Genomic DNA, 16,360 nt, shown 5'->3' on the forward strand with positions numbered 1-16,360 from the left:
AGAACGTGTTGCACATCACCACAGTTCGCGTCGGAGCCGGGTGCTGTCAAGGGTGGCGATCAAGGTGAGATTCTGCTGATCAGCACGCCGTTCTGTCGGTGTCTCAGCGCTCGATGACCCGGCTTCGTCGATCCTGATCACGGCCCTATCGGAGAGGAACACGTTATAGAATTGGCGCGCATCCGTCTCATCGTGAGACGAAATCGCAAGGACGTTTCTGGAGGTGCCGTGGGCACGGAGCAGGCAGACTGGTTGACCGGAGGCAGCAGGCGGGTGCTCGCGGTCGAGAGGATTCACGCCGCCGCTGCCGACCTCATTCGCGAACAGGGCATCGACGGGGTGAGCGTGGAGGAGGTCGCGGCGCGCGCGGGGTGCTCACGCGCCACGCTCTACCGGTACGCCGGGGGCAAGCGGACGCTCGTCGCGGCCGTGATGTCCCGCGCCGCCGACTCCGTGGCCGACCACGTCGAGCAGGCGCTGGAACCGTTCGAGGACTCGGAGCGGATCGTGGAGGCGATCCTCGCCTCGCTGGTGGCGATCCGCGAGGAGCCGACCCTGGTGCGGTGGTTCACCGGGGCGCATCCCGAGGAGTACGGACGAGTACCTGGCCCGCGCACCCGAACTCGGCCGGGTGGCGATCTCGCTCACCCGCATCGCGCCCGACGAGGAGGCCGCGGGATGGATCGTGCGCGTCGTCCTGGCCCTGTTGACGTGGCCGCTGCCCGACGCGGCCGCCGAGCGGCGCACCGTCGAACGCTTTGTGGAGCCGATCTTCAGGATTCGCGCGGCGTTGTAGCCGATCGGGTGGGCTCGAGCACGAAGAGCCGGAACTCGCGTCCCCCGGACCGCCGGTGCTCCATGCGGTAGCCGGGCCAGTAGTCGACGACGAATTTCCACAGGTTCTCGCGTTCGTCGCCGGTGACCATCCGGACGCGCATCCGGGACTCCCGTGCCCCGGCCTTCACCAGCGCTTCGTCCGCTGCGCGCAGATTCGCCGACCACGCCGGGTGGTCGGGTCGGCCCCAGTTGGAACCGGTGACGATGTATCCGTCGCCGTACGGGATGCACAGCAGCGCCGTCGTCCGCGGGGTGCCGCTCTTGCGTCCCGGGACCGTCACCTGCACGGACTGCAGGCCGGCGATGCCGATGAGACTCACGCGGTTCCCGGTCCACGCTCGTAGGTGTGACTCCAGCCAGATGATGACCGGTGCCATCCGCATCACCCATTCCTGGGTGCCCAGCCACCGCGCGAGGACGCGGAGCGGGTTGCGGAGCGCGCGCGATCGGTCGGGGGGTGCGGGGACGGCGTTCATAGTGGCCATCTTCCCTCAGGTGGCCGGTTCGGGCCGATCGCGATGAGTTTTGTGCTTGCCGCGGGTCTAATGGTCAGGTCCCACCGAAAAGACCTCGATTTCACGCCTTGACCCGAACAATGGTTGAGGTTGCAGGATCGGTCAGTAGCACTTCGAGCCACTCGACAGGGAGTACAGATCATGTCCAACACTGGAGCCACGATTTCTGCAACCACGACCTCACGGATCAACCCGGCGACGCTCGAACTGAGCCGGCCCTGGGCGGTCGTCGCGACCGTCATCGGAGCGCTCGTCCCGAATCTGGTCATCTGGCTGCTCGGCGTCGCCGCCGGCGGGTCGTTCGAGATGACCGATGCGGGCACGACCAGCAGTGTCGCGCCCGGCGGCGTCGTCATCCTGACGGTGGTTCCGACGTTGATCGGGATGACGCTGGCCGCGCTCATCTCACTGAAATGGGTGGCGGTCATTCGGCCCGCCGAGGTGATCGGCGCGCTGCTGCCGCTGGCGACGATCGCGCTCACCGTCCAGGCGGACTTCGACACCGCCAGCACCATCGCACTGGCTGTCATGCACGTGGTGATCGCCGTGGTGATCGTCGTCGGCCTCGAAGCGATGCGTCGGCCCCTGGTCCGTGACGCGCAGATCTAGGGGGTGCTGTTCACCGGCACGTGCGCCTCGATGGTGAGTGCGATGTGCTCGACGATCCGCTTCTGCGAGATCTTCGGGCTGCCGGTGAGCCAGCGCTGATACAGGAAGGCGATCGCCCCGAACAAGGCAATCGCGTTCAGCTGGGTGTTGACGGCATCGCGGGGTGCGCCGTCGGCACCCAGCATTTTCAGTGCCACGGCCATGGGGGTGGTGAACTCGGCGACGAGTTGTTCGCCGCGCTGCGCCAGTTCCGGCACGGACTGCGACTCGACGAACATGATGCGTCCCCGCCGCCGGTCCTCGGCGATGTAGCCGGTGAACGCCTTCACGACGTGGCGGACGAGTCGGCCCGGATCTTCCGGGGCCGTGTCGAGTGCCCCGAGCAGGGTGTCCCTCGCACCCAGGACGACGTGGTCGAGGAGGGCGACGAGTAGCGCCTCCCGATTGTCGAAACTCTCGTAGAAGTAGCGCTCGGTGAGGCCTGCCTGACGGCAGGTCGCGCGCATGGTCGTGGCCGCCGTCCCCTCCGTGCCCATGATCTGGAGGCCGGCCTCGATCAGGGCCGCGCGCCTCGCCGCGCGGCGGTCGTCCGGCTCTTGGCCGCGCCATCTGCGCGGTGCTCCACGAGGGTTCTCGCTGTCGCTCATCCCGTCATCGTCTCACCGCTCCCGGTGTCGATCGGGGTGCCCTCGCGCACCGACTGTTGACATCAGGTGATGTCAACAGTCATCCTGAGTGCAACGCGTTCCACATCCAGCGGCATCAGGAGATCGCCATGACCACCACTGAGCTTCCGCCCCACCGTCGTTCGACTGCGCCTGCGCTCGGGCCCGATTCGCTGACGTGGCACCGGTTCGGCGACTGGCGAACCGCGCTGCTCATCTCGTGGTCGGGCACGCTGCAGGTGATGCATCCCGTCATCGACGCCGCCCTCGTGCAGCATTCGACCGTCTTCGACAACGAACTCGCCCGGCTCGCCCGTTCCGCGGGGCCGATCATCCGGGCGCTCTACGATCCGACGGGCGCGGAGGCCCGGACGATCCGCGACATGCACAAGGACATCAAGGGCACCACGGACGACGGACGGCGGTACCACGCGCTGAACCCGGGGCCGTATTTCTGGGCACACGCCACGTTCCTCGGCACCCAGTACGTGGTCGCCGACTACTTCGGTGAACCGCTCACCACCGCCGAGAAGGAACAGCTGTATCAGGAGTCGAAGCAGTGGTATGCGCTCTACGGGGTGTCGGCCACCCACTTGCCCGAGACGTACGCCGATTTCGTGGACTACTGGAACGAGATGGTCGGCACCGTCCTGGAGAAGACCGAGACGGTGCGCAGGTCGCGGCTTCTGAGTGGACTGTCGATGCCACGTCCCGACGATCGCATCCCCGAGATGGTGTGGCGTCTCGTCGGTCCCGCGCTCGGACGGCTGCTCGTCTGGATCGCCCGGGGAACGCTGCCTCCCGTCGCCCGCGACAAGCTCGGCTGGGAGTGGTCCGCCGCCGACGAGCGCAGGCTCCGCCGATTCGGCGGCGCCGTGCGGTTCGGTTTCCGGATCCTGCCCGAGCGGTGGCGGCTGACTCCCATCGCCCGAAGAGCGTGCGACGGAACGGCATCAGGGTCTCGGGCCGCCCGGGTCGGCTGACAGTTCCGTGACCCAGGCCGCGATCTGAGCCCGGGAGGAGAATCCGAGTTTCGAGAGGACGTGCTCGACGTGACCCTGCGCGGTGCGTTGAGAGATCACGAGGCGGGCGGCGATCGCCTTGTTGGTCAGACCCTGCGCGACCAGGTCGGCGACCTGGCGTTCGCGCTTGGTCAGCGCCGCCGCCGGATCGCCGCGCCGCGGCGCTGCCGGGAGAGGTTCGCCCAGGGCATACGACGCGGCGGCGGTGAAGCCCAGCGCCTCGCCCTCGCGGGACGCAGTCTCGAACGCGCGGGCACCGAGCGTGCGCCGCGTGACGAGCTCGCATTCGTTGTGGGATTCGGTCAGGTCGGGGATCTGGACGATGGACGTGCCGACCCTCCGTCGAAGCATCTCTGCCGCTGCCAGCAGGACGGCGGCGCGGTGGAAATCGTTCTCGCGGCACGAGATCCAGGCGAGAATTTCGAGGCACCAGGTGGCTCCGAACGGATCGTCGACCGCGCGGGCCAGCTCGAGTCCCCGCCGCAGAAGCAGCACCGCACGATCGCGGTCGCCCTCCCGCCACATCACCAGCCCGAGGGTCAGGGACGAGCGGCCCAGGTACACCGATTCACCGTGTGATTCGGTAATCCGGATCGCCTCGTCGAGACAGCGGGTGGCGGCCTCGGCGTGCCCGAGGATCTCATGGGCCAATCCGAGCGCATGCAACGACGCGACGTGTGCGAAAAGGTCGCCCTCGCCACGTAACACCTGGAGAGCCTCGGTGAACGAGCTCACGGCGTGCTGCGGGTTGCCGGCGTGCACGGCCTGCGCTCCGTCGGCCTGACGCATCAGTGCGCGATCGAATGCACTGCCCCGGGTCTCGGCGAGCACCCGCCCTTCGTCGATCAGTTCGGCTGCCCGCTCGAGGTCTTCGTGCCGGCTGGCGAGGATGGCGGCCGAATGCAATGCCTTGACCCGGAGTGCGGTGTCGTGTTCGCCCTCCACCGCCAGTGCACGGTCGAGCCAGCGGCGTCCCTCTCGCAGCAGCCCACGGGAAACCCAGAACGGATACAGTGCGGTCGCGATCTCCAGCCCCGCATCGGCCGAGTCGGCAGCCGTGGACAGGCCGTACTCCATCGCTTCGCGCAGGTTGGGTTGTTCCCGCTCGAGCCGGGCGAGCCAGGCGACCTGCCGGGGGCCGATCCATTCGGATTCGGCCTGAAGGGCGAATTGCCGGTACCAGCTGTGATGCCGCCGCTGGAGATCCGAGAGGGTGCTGTCCTGTTCGAGCTTCTCCCGGCCGTACTCGCGCAGCGTTTCGAGCATCCGGAATCGCACCACCGCCCCCGAACCCTCGCGGATGAGGATCGACTTGTCCACGAGCGATGCGACGAGATCGATGAGACCGGCCGGTTCGGCGTCGTACATGGACACCTCCTCGGCGGCGTCCAGTTCGAAGCTGCCTGCGAAGACCGACAGCCGCGACCACAGTTGCTGCTCGGCCGGGACACACAGGTCGTAGCTCCAGTCGATGCTCCACCGCAACGTCTGCTGCCTGGTCGGCGCACTCCGGCTTCCGCGGGTCAGCAGCTCGTACCGGTTGGTCAACCGCTGCAGGATCTGTTCCGGCGACATCGAACGCAGCCTCGCCGCCGCCAATTCGATGGCCAGGGGCAGGCCGTCCAGCCGGATGCAGATCCGGGCGACGGTCGCGGCATTGTCTTCGGTGACCTCGAAGCCGGGCACCGCCGTGGCGGCCCGTTCGGCGAACAGCGTCACCGCGTCGTAGCCGGGCAGACTCTTCAGCGACGGCTCGCTGTCCGAATCCGGAAGCGCCAGTGGACGAACGCGCAGGGCCGCTTCCCCCGCGACGTCCAGGGTTTCGCGGCTCGTCGCGAGAATCCGCAGGCCCGGGCAGGTACGCAGCACGGTCTCCGTCAGGTCTGCCGCCGCATCCACCACCTGCTCGCAGTTGTCGAGGACCAGCAGCATGTCGCGCGGCTCCAGGAACTCCACGAGGGTCTGCAGCGGTCTCGGCGACCGCTGCCGCAATCCCAGCCCGGCCGCCACGACTTCTCCCAGCAACGATCCGTCGCGCAATTCGCCCAATTCGACCATCCGGACCCCGTCGTCGAATGCCCGCCGGATGGTGGTCGCGACGCGCAGTGCCAGTCGGGTCTTGCCGACACCGCCGATTCCGGTCAACGTGACCAGCCGTGACGCCGAGAGCAGTTTCTTGGCCTCGGCGAGCTCTTTTCGCCGGCCGACGAAGCTCGTCAAGTCCAGCGGCAGAGTCCCGTCGGCCGGCGTTCCCGAGGGGGCTCCGCTGGATGATCGTCCGGGCGACGTCGGGCGCTGCGCGTCTCGCTTGGCTTCGGGGTCCGGGCCCAACGCCATGTCGTCGACCGGGACACCACGGCGAAATTGGATGTCCCGCAGCGCTTCACCCAGCATCGCCGCGGACGGGCGCTCGTGCGCGTCTCGCGACATGGCCCGTTCCAGCATGGCGGCCACGTCGGCGTCGATACCCGACTCCCGGAGGTCCGGCGCCGGTTGCGTGGTGATCCGCAGGAACTGCGCGACCACCTGTTCGCCGCTCCGGCGCTCGAACGCCGCGTGCCCGGTCAGTGCGGCGAACAGAGTCGCCCCGAGGCCGTACACGTCGGAGGACGGACCCGGGGTGTCGCCCTCGAGGACCTCCGGGGCGGTGAACGCGGGCGATCCGGTGATGGTTCCCGTCGCAGTCTGGAAGCCGCCGGTGATGTGCGCGATGCCGAAGTCCGTCAGCGCCGGCTCGTCGTAGTCGGTGAGCAGGATGTTGCTCGGCTTGACGTCGCGGTGCACGATCCCGAACCGGTGCGCCGTCTCGAGCGCGCCCGCCATCTTCACGCCCAACCGCAGCGCCTCGGTGACGGTGAGCGGACCTTGACGGCGAATCCGCATGTCGAGGGAATCCTGCGGATGGTAGGGCATCACCAGGAACGGAAGCCCGCTCGGCGTGACGCCGACCTCGAGCACACTTACGACGTTCGGGTGCCCGGTCAGCCTGCCCATCGCTCGCTGCTCACGGAGGAACCTGGCCCGGCTCTCGTCGTCGAGGTCGCCGCTGTGAATCTTCACGGCCACGGCGCGCTCCAGAGCGGACTGAGTGCAGCGGTACACCACGCCGAAGCCCCCACGCCCGATCTCCCGGGCATCGTCGAACCCGGCCGCGCGGAGTTCGTCCGTCGTCGCGGTGTCGGTATCGCGCTGTGTGCGGAGCGGATCGCCGTCGGTTGCCAACGCGCTATCCGTCCCTGTGCCGCCCCGGAACCCGTGGTGTCATCCGCCTGCCTCTCGACGACACTTCCCAGAGTATCGCCGCCGCCCGGGCCGCGGGACCGAGACGATCCGGAATGCGGTCACGCGGCCGTCGAGTAGGCGACCGGTGGCGATCCGGGCGGCGCCGCCTAACGGCGGATCGAACCTCCGTCGACGACGAGCGTCTGCCCGGTGACGAACGAGGAGCCGGGAGAGAGGAAGAATCGGGTCGGGCCGACGAAGTCCTCGACCGTTGCGGGTCGTTTGATCGCTCGCGTGTTGATGTTGGCCTCTTCACCTGCGGCGATCGCCGTCGAGAGTGGGGTCAGCACCAAACCGGGGGCGATCACGTTGACCGTGATGTTCCTGGCCCCGAGTTCCGCGGCGAGGCTGCGGGCAAAGCCGATCACGCCGGCCTTGGAGGCCGCGTACGCCGCTGCGCTCGCCGGGGCCTTGAAGACCGTCCCGGACGAGAACAGGACGATCCTGCCGCCGTCTGCGACCATGTCGGCGACGCCCTGGACGAAATTGAGTGTTCCGTGCAGGTTGACCAGGAGCACCCGTTCCCACTCGGACTTCGGCATCTCCATGAAGGGGCCGAATGCGCCGATACCCGCGCAGTGGACGACGCCGTCGATCGTTGCCCGGCCGTTCTCGGTCAGGGTCTTGCGAACCGTGTCGACCGCATCGTCGGTGGTGATGTCGCCCTGGAGGTACGTCACACCGGGGACAGGCGTGTCCGGCAGATCCCGATCGACGACGGTGATGTCCCACTCGCCTGCCAGATCGCCCGCCAGCCCGGCGCCGATTCCGGACGATCCGCCGGTGAGAACGAGCGAACCCACGGTGGATGCGGCCGCGGCAGTGCCGTCCGGGGTCGGCATCAGTTCGTACCGCCGGTGCAGCTGTCGAGGAACTCGCCGATCACGGCCCACGTTTCCTTCGGATGGGTGATGTTCGGGCAGTGCCGGTACGGCAGGACCATCGCGCGGGAATTCTGGAGTTCGGCCTGGAGGTGTTTGCTCCACCCCGCCTCGAGCAGCACGTCCTCGGAGCACTCGAGGAGCAGCACGGGGGTCTGAACGCCGGCAAGTGTGGCCGGGTAGGGGTCGGTCGGGCGCTCCTTCCGCAACGCCTCGGGTACCGGCAGATGCGGAGCGCTCATGCACCCGAAGTGACCGGGCGCGATGGCCCACCTGTATCGGGCGTCCACCTGTCCGGCCCTGCCGGAGAAGTCGTCGCACAGCAGGTCGACGAACGCCTCGATTCCGGCAACCGAACCGTCGAAGTCGCGCAGCTTGCCCATGTCCGGCGCTTTCCAGGGGCCACCGGTGCCACTGAGTGTGGTGACCGAGGCGATCCGGGATCGATAGTCACCGTCGGCCAGCGCCCGCAGACCCACCGATCCACCGAACGAATTTCCGACCAGGTGTACCGGACCGTCGATGCCGAGATGGTCGAGCAAGGCGAAGACGTGCCGGATCCGGAACGCGAACGGTGAGACATCCAGGCGAACGGACTTGGCGGATCCGCCGTAACCGAGAAAGTCCGGGGCGATGACCCGGTACTTCGCCGCGGCCAGGGGCAGGACCTGCCCCCACGTCACGTCGGCGCTGCCGCCCCACGCGCCGTCGTGCAGGAACACGACGGGGACGCCGTCTTCCGGACCGCCCGTCAGGTAGCGGGTTTCGAGGTTGGCGACAACTGCCGTTGTCTCGGTGATCAAAGTAGCCTCCGGGGAAATGAAAAATGCGGATGATGACGTCGTGCGGGTCAGTGGATGTGGTAGTCCTCGTCGTGCACCGCGCTGGTGCGCTCGAAGTACTGCCGGGCCGGGAGTGGCCACATGATGGTGGACCGCCCGGCGGCGTTCTGATACCAGCTGTGGGTCTTCGACCAGCCCCAGGTGCGCTTGGCGCTCTCCTTGGTGACCTCGTCGGTGTACTCGGTGAACACGTCCGGTCGAAGAGCCATCGAACGGTGGCCGCCCTTGGCCAGCATCTGGACCGCGCTGATGATGTACGCGGCTTGGCACTCGAGGAAGAACACCAGGTTGCCGTGGATGACGGTGTTGGTGTTCGGGCCGTACATGCAGAAGAAGTTGGGGTAGCCGGGCAGCGTGATGCCGAGGTAGGCGCTGGCGTCGATACCCCAGGTCTGGTGCAGGTCCTGTCCGCCGACGCCCGTCACCGTCATGGGGACGAGGAATTCCGAAGCCTTGAAGCCGGTTCCGAACAAGATGATGTCGGCGGGGACGTGCTCGTCACCGATCCAGACACCGTCCTTGTCGATCCGTTGCACCGCCTGGCTGACCAGGCGCACGTTGTCCCGCTTGAGGGTGGCGACCCACGTGCCGTCGTCGCAGATGATTCTCTTCGCGGCGGGCGGGTAGTCGGGCATGATCTGCTCGAGCAGATCGAGTCGGTCGCCGGCCTGTTCGGTGAGGTAGTCGGTCAGCTCGACACGAAGGGCCTCGTTGGCCGCGGACACCGAGACCTCGGTCGGCGGAAAGTCCGGATCGACCGTTGCGGCCGGGAGGTTGCCGATGAGGCGGGGGAGGAAGATGGAGAAACGGTAGTAGGCGCGGTAGTGCTTCAGATTCGTGAGGAGCCAGCGCTCGCCGGGGTCGATCTCCTGCCGGAGCACCGGCGTCGACCGCAACCAGGGGGCACTCCTCTGGAAGATCGTGACGTGCTCCGCTTCCTTCGCGACCGCCGGAGCGAATTGCAGTGCGCTGGCACCGGTCCCGATCACGACGACGCGTTTGCCGGCGAAATCGATGCTGTGGTCCCATTGTGCGGAGTGCATGACCGGGCCGGTGAAGGTGTCGAGGCCGTCGACGGCGGGGATCATCGGCCGGTTCAGTTGTCCCACAGCGCTGACGACGATCTGAGCTTCGGCCGATCCGACGGCGCCGTCGGACGTGCGGGTGTCGATCGTCCAGGTGCTGGTGCTCTCGTCCCACCGGGTCGCGGTCACTTCGGTGCCGAACGAGATGTGCTCCAGGAGACCGTTCTTCGCCGCGAAGTTGTAGAGGTACTCGTGGATGGCCTGCTGGCGGCCGAAGTGCGTGACCCAGTCGTGTGGAACGAACGAATACGTGTAGATGTGGCTGCGGACGTCGGTCCGGCAATCCGGGTAGCTGTTCTCGTACCACGTGCCACCGACATTCGTGCTCTTCTCGAGGATCGTGAAGGGCACACCTGCCTGCTTCAGTCGAAGTCCGGCGAGGAGACCGGAGAATCCGGCGCCGATGACCACGACACTCAGGCCGCTGTCGGGCGCGATCTCGTCGAGATTCCACTCCGGCCCGCGAGGATCACTGTCGTCGGGTGTGAAGGCCACCGCGGCCAGAGCCTGGGCGTCCTCGATGTTCTCGTCCATCAGCCAGGCGCACATCGACTCACGCAGGGAATCGTCGGGCAGCGCAGCCCAGTCCCGCTGCGAGGAGAGGTACGGTGCGAGGCGCTTCAGGCAGAAGGCTCTGATCTCCGCGTCGGTCTCGGGTGCGAGTCCACTGGCAGGCAACGTCGCCCGGGTGGGCTTCCATTCCGCACGCAGTACGCCGGCGTCACCCGTGACGTGGGCCGTCAACATCAGGAGCGCGGGCGTGAGGGCCGAATCGAGGTGTGCGCGAAGCTCATCCTCTGTCATCGCGCGATCGAGCGTGAAATCCATGTCGTCTCCGTAGCAGTATGGGGAACCAGTGTGCACGTGGGCCGAGTGGCTACCAGCAGTCGAGGCCCTCGAGGAAAGGTCGCACCGTGGCGGCGACTTCGCGGGGGTTGTCGAAGGCGGCGAGGTGTCCGCCCCTGGCGAAACGCAGTTCAGCACCCGTGATGGACGCTGCGAGCTGTTCGATCACGGCACGAGGGGTGCTTCGGTCGTCGTCGCCGCCGACCACGAGGGTCGGGGGCGGTGAATCGGTGTGAAACGTGCCGACCTCGGTCATGGCGTCGAAATAGGCGCCGATGGTGTTGCCGCCGGCGTTCCGGAACTGTTCGCGAGCTTTCCGAACCAACGGGTCTGCCTCGTTTCGCGATGCGTCGCCGAACCAGCGATGCATGGTCATCTCCTCGGCTTGCTCGAGGCCGCTCGGTGCACGAACCTCCGCCGCGCGGGCCGAAGTTCCGCGAATGGCCTCCTCATCATAGGCGCCCCGGGTGGCCATCAGGATCTGCGCGTCGACCCGGTTTGGGAAGCTGCCCGACACCGCCTGAGCGACCATGCCTCCCAGAGAGATTCCCAGCACCACCGAACTCTCGACGTTCTCGGCGTCCCACATCGCGGCGACGTCCCCGGCAACGAGACCGAGAGTGATGGCAGATCCTCCGCGCGCAGTCATGCCGTGCCCGCGGAAATCCGGCGCGAGCAGACGGTAGTCATCTCCGAGGGCCTCGGCCAAAGGCGCATACCAGGATCCGTCCAATGCCAGGGAGTGCAGGCACGTGATCAGGCGTGGCCCTCGGCCGAATTGCTGATAGGCAATGGTGGCGCCATCGGCGGTAGTCGCAGTCTGCAGAGTTTCAGTCATTCTGGTTTTCTTCCATCATCCGCTGTTCGGCAAGATCGACTTCGGCCCGAAGCCGGGCGGACATATCGTGGAAATAGGTTTTGAAGAGATCGGAGGACCTGCGCATCTCCTGATGCCGCGGCCGCTCGAGTTCGATCTTCATGTCGACCACCATGCGGCCCGGCCTGCTGGCCATCAGGATGACGCGGTCGCTGAGCAGGATGGCCTCCTCGAGGTCGTGGGTGACGAAGATGACCGTCGGTCGCTCGGCCTCCCACAGCCGGAGGAACTCCTCCTGCTGGATCGCGCGGGTCTGGGCGTCCAACGCTGCGAACGGCTCATCCATCAGAAGGACGCCGGGGCTCTGGACCAGGGTGCGGGCGATCGCAACGCGCTGGCGCATGCCCTGCGACAGGTGGAGAACATCCGAGTCGGCGAACTCGTGCAGGCGAACACGACGAAGCCATTCCTCGGCGCGCTCGCGTCGTTCCGCCTTGGGAACGCCCCGGACCTCCATGCCGAGCTCGACGTTGCTGCGGACCCGTCGCCACGGAAGGAGCGCATCGCGCGCAAAGAGGAAGGCCGCATCATTGCTGCCGGGCCGCACCTCCGCTCCGTCGATGCGAACGGTTCCACTGCGCGGCTTCAAGAGGTTGCCGACCATGCCGAGCGCCGTGGTCTTCCCGCAGCCCGACGGACCGACGATGCTGACGAACTCGGACGGCTCGATGCGGAGGTTGAAGTCGTCCAGCACGCGCACCGGTCGATTGCCGTGGAGGAACGCGTGGCGGACATTCTCGAACTCGACCGAGACCCCCTTGGCGGTAGTGGGCCTCGTCGGAGTTTCAGCTGGACCAGTCACAAGATTCTCACTCTCACTGTTTGACCGTAGGGATGAATCGGACACCGTCAATCCGATGGTGTGTGTGCGGGGCCGACCGATCGCTGCCTCCCGTGCCGGACGATCTGCTGAATCGGCACAAAATCCGCGGTGGATCCGGACTGCATGACCCTGTGGTGAATATCACCCTATCGGCCTATGAATCGTTGAACACGTCGGCGGCGGTGTCAAGGAAATGTGGGCGGGTCCGCGGCTATCGCCTTGATAGCGATTCAGTCATTGTCCACGGCCTCGAATGGCACGACGCTAACTCGAACGCACCTTGCCGGGAACGGCTCCCAGTGCGTCACAAGCTGCCCACACAGGGTGCGAATCACGAGGAGGACGTCAGGTGACCAGAGAAGCCGCCACCATCAACAAGGTCGGTCAGACCACTTTCGACTTCACGGATCAGGTCGTCATAGTGACGGGCGCTTCCGGAGGCATCGGGTCGGCGCTCGCCGACAAGTTCGCGGAAGCGGGAGCAGATCTGATCCTGCACGGGCGCAACGCCGAAACGCTCCAGGCAAGAGTGGAGAGCGTCGAAGCGCTCGGGCGGAAGGCGGCCCTCGTCGCCGGCAACATCCGCGAGCCGAAGACCGCCGAAGATCTCGTCCGGACCGCCCTCGAAAGGTTCGGGAGGATCGACGTCCTGATCAACAATGCCGGCGGCAACTTCGCATCGCGGCTCGAGGACCTGTCGGTCAATGCCTGGAACGCGACGATCGATACCAATCTCAGCGGCGCCTTCCACACGGCCCGCGCATGCCTGCCGGTCTTCGAACGTCAGGGCGGCGGAAACGTCATCAACGTCGGATCCGGATCGGCCAACCATGCGCACCCGCTCCGCGGCGCCTACGCGGCCGCAAAAGCGGGGCTCGCCTCGCTGACGAAGACGATGGCCTGGGAATGGGCGGACCGTGGCATCCGGGTCAACTGCGTCGAACCCGGCGCCACTCTGACGCCGGCGTCCCGTTTCGCCTCTCCGGAAGCCGAGCAGAAGTTCGGCCGCTACCTCGCACTCGGACGCGTCGGAAGGCCGGAAGAAGTCGCCGATGCGTGCCTGTACCTGTGCTCCGACGCCGCAAGCTTCATCACGGGAACCGTCCTGCAGGTCACCGGCGGCCCCCACACCTCCTCGGCCGCCGACGTCGAGCTCGTCCGAGGACCGCTCGATGCCTGACCGACACAGCCGTCCAGAAGACCCGAAGGGAAGGTCCCGGCATGGAATCCATCACTGAAGCGCCCCGCACGGTCGCACCGATCGGCGGAGTCGCGAACAACGACGACGCGGCGGACATCGACAACGCGATCCTCGTGGAGCGGCGTCGCACCCGACGCAACGAGAAGCTTCTCGTCTGGTCGCTCCGGGTCGGTGCACTCGCACTGTTCGTCTCCGGCTGGGCGTATGTCTCCGGAAACATGATCGTCGACCCGATGATGATCTCCGCCCCACTCGACGTCGCGCGCGCGTTCATCGACCAGCTGAGCGACGGCGTCTTCTGGACCGACGTGACGGCGACGTTCAGCGGGGCAATGGTCGGACTGGTGACCGGTGCGATCGCCGGCATCCTCGCAGGCGTCGTCTTCGCCCGCGTCCAGGTGCTCCACACCGCGGCCTCACCTTTCCTGACCTTGATGAACAGCCTTCCGCGTCCCGCGCTGGCACCGATCTTCATCCTCTGGTTCGGCCTGGGTTTCGGACCGAAGGCCCTCGTCGCGTTCAGCGTCGTGTTCTTCGTCCTGATGACCAGCACGATGGGTGCGATGAAGAGCATCGACCACGACATCGCTCAGCTGACCAAGTCGCTGGGCATGACGCGGACCCAGCGCTTCTTCAAGATCGAGATTCCCGCGGCTCTGCCTGCCATCGTCGGCGGCCTGAGGCTCGGCGCGGTCTACTCGGTGCTCGGCGCCGTGGTGTCGGAAATGGTCGGCGCCTACACCGGCCTGGGGCAGCGGCTCGTCGTCGTGACCAACAATTTCCAGGTTGCGGAAACCTTCGCGATCCTGATCGCCATGGGCTTGCTGTCCATGGTCCTGGACGTCTCGATCTCCGGCCTGCAGAAGCTGGTCACCAAGTGGACGAGGTGAGTCGGTGAAGATCGACGACCCCGATCAGCCACTTCTCGCCGAGACGGTCGATCACCACAGCCTGTTCCGGCTGGACGGCAATTCCTACGTCGTCCTCGGCGCAGGCGCCGGGATCGGTGAGCACGTCAGCAGGACGATCGTCGCCCTGGGCGGCCGCGTTCTGTGCGTCGACGTCAATGGTGACGACGTCGACGCCGTCGCCGGCTCGTTGCGGATGCCGTCGGTGGTCGCGGACGTGACCACCGAAGAGGGCATCGACTTCGTGGCGACCCGTGCCATCGCCGAGTTCGGACAGATCAACGGCTACGTGGACGTCATCGGCCGGATGCATCGCACGCAGATCGCCGACTACGGACTGGCGGAGTGGGATCAGGATTTCCGGGTGAACCTGGCCCACGCCTTTCTGTCTGCGCGCCGGCTGTCCCCGTTGATAAGCCACGGCGCGATCGTCCACGTCTCGAGTGTGATGGGCTCTCACGGAGGTCGCACGGCACCCGGCTACGGCCCCGCCAAGGCGGCACTGGAAGTGTGGTCGAAGGAGTTGGCCGCCGAGCACGGACCCCGCGGCGTTCGCGTCAACGTGGTCGCCCCCGGCCTCTTCCTCTCGCCACGCGTTGCCGCGACCCCGCGAAGCCCGAACGATTCCCGGATCCTGGCCGGGCGGCCCATGCTCGGGAGGCTCGGTCAGCCTTTCGAGATCGCCGCCACCGTCGCGTTCCTTCTCTCGCCCGCTGCGGGATACATCACGGGTACAACGATTCCCGTCGAGGGCGGCTCCCTGTCGCGGGACTCGACGGGCCTCGACGACCTGGTGAACTGACCGGCACGGTTCGGTCCGCTCGGGCTTTCGAGTCGAGTGCTGCGACAGCCCGACGCCGAGTTCGGTGAGACCCCGGCGAGCTGTAATGTGGGCCACGTCGCATGGCAGCACCGAGGGAGACCGATGAGATTCGAGCAGTTGCGATATCTGGAAGCGGCGCTTCGGACCGGATCGTTCCGTCAAGCCGCCAAGGAACTCGACATCTCGCAGCCGACGATCACCAACCAGGTGCAGCGGCTCGAGGAGGACCTCGGCGTCGTGCTCGTGGTTCGCGGTGCCAAGGGAGTTCGGCCGACGTATGCGGCCGAACGGATCCTGCCGCACGTGGTCGCCGCCGTTCAGGCCGAACACCTGATGCGCGAGGAGGCCAGCGCCATCGGCGGCCTGAAACTCGGCACCGTCCGCCTGGGCACGGTGCCCGCGGGATCTCAGACGATCCTTCCCGGGGTGGTCAAGCGCCTGTTGAGCGACTTTCCCAATGTGCGCTTCGAGGTGGAGGAAGGCCCGTCGAGAATGGTGAGCCGCGGCGTCCTCAGCGGCCATTTCGACGTGGGTCTGGTGACGCGTCTGGCCGGAATCGATCTGATTCCGGCGGAGCAGGCCCTGCTGCACCACGTCGACCTGATCTCCGGCCGGCTGGTGCTGGCGGTACCGGAGAACCACCGCCTCGCCAGCAAGGACGGCTTCGAGGCCGCCGACCTGGAGGGCGAGCCGCTGATCTTCCCGGCGGAGACCAGCATCCTCCGTACCGCCTTCGAGCAGCTGCTCGACGGAATCGAAGCGAGGATCGTCTACGCCACCAACAACGCCGAAGCGTCGCAGAACATGGTGCGCGCCGGCGTCGGGATCTGCATGGCGAACACACTTCTCAGCTCGACGGTGAGCGGCAACGGCGTCGCGCTCGTGCCCCTCCCGTTCGAGTGGGCCCATGCCCGCATCTCCGCGATCGTGCGGAACGACGAAGCGCGGACGTCGGCGGTGCAGGCCTTCCTGGGCCTGTTGCGGGAATCTGCCAAGAATTACTGACGGCGTCGTCGATCGGGACACGTCGGCTACGGCCCGATAGCGCACCCGTATCACCCCGCCAACGCTGCGGACCTTCCCAAGCCGTGTGCGGCTGACCACACTGAAACACGTGCCGAGCGAGCGAGATCGCCGCCGGATC

14 protein-coding genes and 1 pseudogene are annotated in these 16,360 nt (G+C 66.9%); 7 read left to right on the forward strand and 8 right to left on the reverse strand.

Features of this window, described 5'->3' with window-relative positions; translation table 11 throughout:
* Positions 1-228: 228 nt before the first annotated feature.
* Positions 229-796 (forward strand): annotated as a pseudogene (locus tag ACFU5V_RS10485) (TetR/AcrR family transcriptional regulator).
* On the opposite strand, the gene ACFU5V_RS10490 reads toward ACFU5V_RS10485, so the two are convergent.
* Positions 774-1,322 carry a nitroreductase family deazaflavin-dependent oxidoreductase gene (locus ACFU5V_RS10490; protein ID WP_378433193.1) on the reverse strand — a complete coding sequence of 183 codons (549 nt, stop codon included), beginning with the start codon at positions 1,320-1,322 and terminating at the stop codon, positions 774-776. The pseudogene ACFU5V_RS10485 and the gene ACFU5V_RS10490 overlap by 23 nt on opposite strands.
* 171 nt (positions 1,323-1,493) lie before the next feature.
* On the opposite strand from ACFU5V_RS10490, the gene ACFU5V_RS10495 reads away from it, so the two are divergent.
* On the forward strand, positions 1,494-1,961 hold the full coding sequence (locus tag ACFU5V_RS10495; RefSeq protein ID WP_378433195.1) for a DUF6069 family protein: 468 nt from the start codon (positions 1,494-1,496) through the stop codon (positions 1,959-1,961).
* Here the strand turns inward: ACFU5V_RS10495 and ACFU5V_RS10500 are convergent.
* Positions 1,958-2,608 (reverse strand): TetR/AcrR family transcriptional regulator, encoded by a 651-nt coding sequence (locus ACFU5V_RS10500; protein WP_378698928.1) that lies wholly within the window; start codon positions 2,606-2,608, stop codon positions 1,958-1,960. The two genes, ACFU5V_RS10495 and ACFU5V_RS10500, sit on opposite strands and share 4 nt — an antisense overlap.
* A 128-nt stretch (positions 2,609-2,736) precedes the next feature.
* Between ACFU5V_RS10500 and ACFU5V_RS10505 the strand changes: the two genes are divergently transcribed.
* Positions 2,737-3,609 carry an oxygenase MpaB family protein gene (locus tag ACFU5V_RS10505; protein WP_378698930.1) on the forward strand — a complete coding sequence of 291 codons (873 nt, stop codon included), beginning with the start codon at positions 2,737-2,739 and terminating at the stop codon, positions 3,607-3,609.
* Here ACFU5V_RS10505 and ACFU5V_RS10510 read toward each other — a convergent pair.
* The 6 genes from ACFU5V_RS10510 to ACFU5V_RS10535 form a co-directional block, all read right to left on the reverse strand.
* Entirely contained in the window at positions 3,580-6,870 is a 3,291-nt protein-coding gene (locus tag ACFU5V_RS10510) for a protein kinase (RefSeq protein ID WP_378698932.1), read from the reverse strand. The genes ACFU5V_RS10505 and ACFU5V_RS10510 overlap by 30 nt on opposite strands.
* 167 nt (positions 6,871-7,037) lie before the next feature.
* Positions 7,038-7,772, reverse strand: a complete 735-nt coding sequence (locus ACFU5V_RS10515) for an SDR family NAD(P)-dependent oxidoreductase (protein WP_378698934.1) — start codon at positions 7,770-7,772, stop codon at positions 7,038-7,040.
* Positions 7,772-8,614 carry an alpha/beta fold hydrolase gene (locus tag ACFU5V_RS10520; RefSeq protein ID WP_378698936.1) on the reverse strand — a complete coding sequence of 281 codons (843 nt, stop codon included), beginning with the start codon at positions 8,612-8,614 and terminating at the stop codon, positions 7,772-7,774. Before ACFU5V_RS10520 ends, ACFU5V_RS10515 begins: the two co-directional genes overlap by 1 nt.
* A 47-nt stretch (positions 8,615-8,661) precedes the next feature.
* Entirely contained in the window at positions 8,662-10,566 is a 1,905-nt protein-coding gene (locus ACFU5V_RS10525) for a flavin-containing monooxygenase (protein ID WP_378698938.1), read from the reverse strand.
* Positions 10,567-10,615: 49 nt separating this feature from the next.
* Complete coding sequence (locus tag ACFU5V_RS10530) at positions 10,616-11,422, reverse strand: alpha/beta fold hydrolase (RefSeq protein ID WP_378698940.1); 807 nt, start codon at positions 11,420-11,422, stop codon at positions 10,616-10,618.
* Positions 11,415-12,161, reverse strand: a complete 747-nt coding sequence (locus ACFU5V_RS10535; RefSeq protein ID WP_378433209.1) for an ABC transporter ATP-binding protein — start codon at positions 12,159-12,161, stop codon at positions 11,415-11,417. The genes ACFU5V_RS10530 and ACFU5V_RS10535 overlap by 8 nt, the downstream gene beginning before the upstream one ends.
* 472 nt (positions 12,162-12,633) lie before the next feature.
* Here ACFU5V_RS10535 and ACFU5V_RS10540 point away from each other — a divergent pair, with 472 nt between their 5' ends.
* The 4 genes from ACFU5V_RS10540 to ACFU5V_RS10555 all read left to right on the forward strand — a co-directional run bounded on the left by ACFU5V_RS10540 (position 12,634) and on the right by ACFU5V_RS10555 (position 16,221).
* Positions 12,634-13,464 carry an SDR family NAD(P)-dependent oxidoreductase gene (locus tag ACFU5V_RS10540; RefSeq protein WP_378698942.1) on the forward strand — a complete coding sequence of 277 codons (831 nt, stop codon included), beginning with the start codon at positions 12,634-12,636 and terminating at the stop codon, positions 13,462-13,464.
* A gap of 41 nt (positions 13,465-13,505) precedes the next feature.
* On the forward strand, positions 13,506-14,375 hold the full coding sequence (locus tag ACFU5V_RS10545; RefSeq protein ID WP_378433213.1) for an ABC transporter permease: 870 nt from the start codon (positions 13,506-13,508) through the stop codon (positions 14,373-14,375).
* 4 nt (positions 14,376-14,379) lie between these two features.
* Entirely contained in the window at positions 14,380-15,195 is an 816-nt protein-coding gene (locus ACFU5V_RS10550; RefSeq protein ID WP_378698944.1) for an SDR family NAD(P)-dependent oxidoreductase, read from the forward strand.
* A 123-nt stretch (positions 15,196-15,318) separates the two neighbouring features.
* Entirely contained in the window at positions 15,319-16,221 is a 903-nt protein-coding gene (locus ACFU5V_RS10555; protein ID WP_072937215.1) for a LysR family transcriptional regulator, read from the forward strand.
* Positions 16,222-16,360 lie beyond the last annotated feature (139 nt).

The organism is Rhodococcus sp. NPDC057529 (assembly GCF_042802055.1).
GTDB lineage: Bacteria > Actinomycetota > Actinomycetes > Mycobacteriales > Mycobacteriaceae > Rhodococcus_F.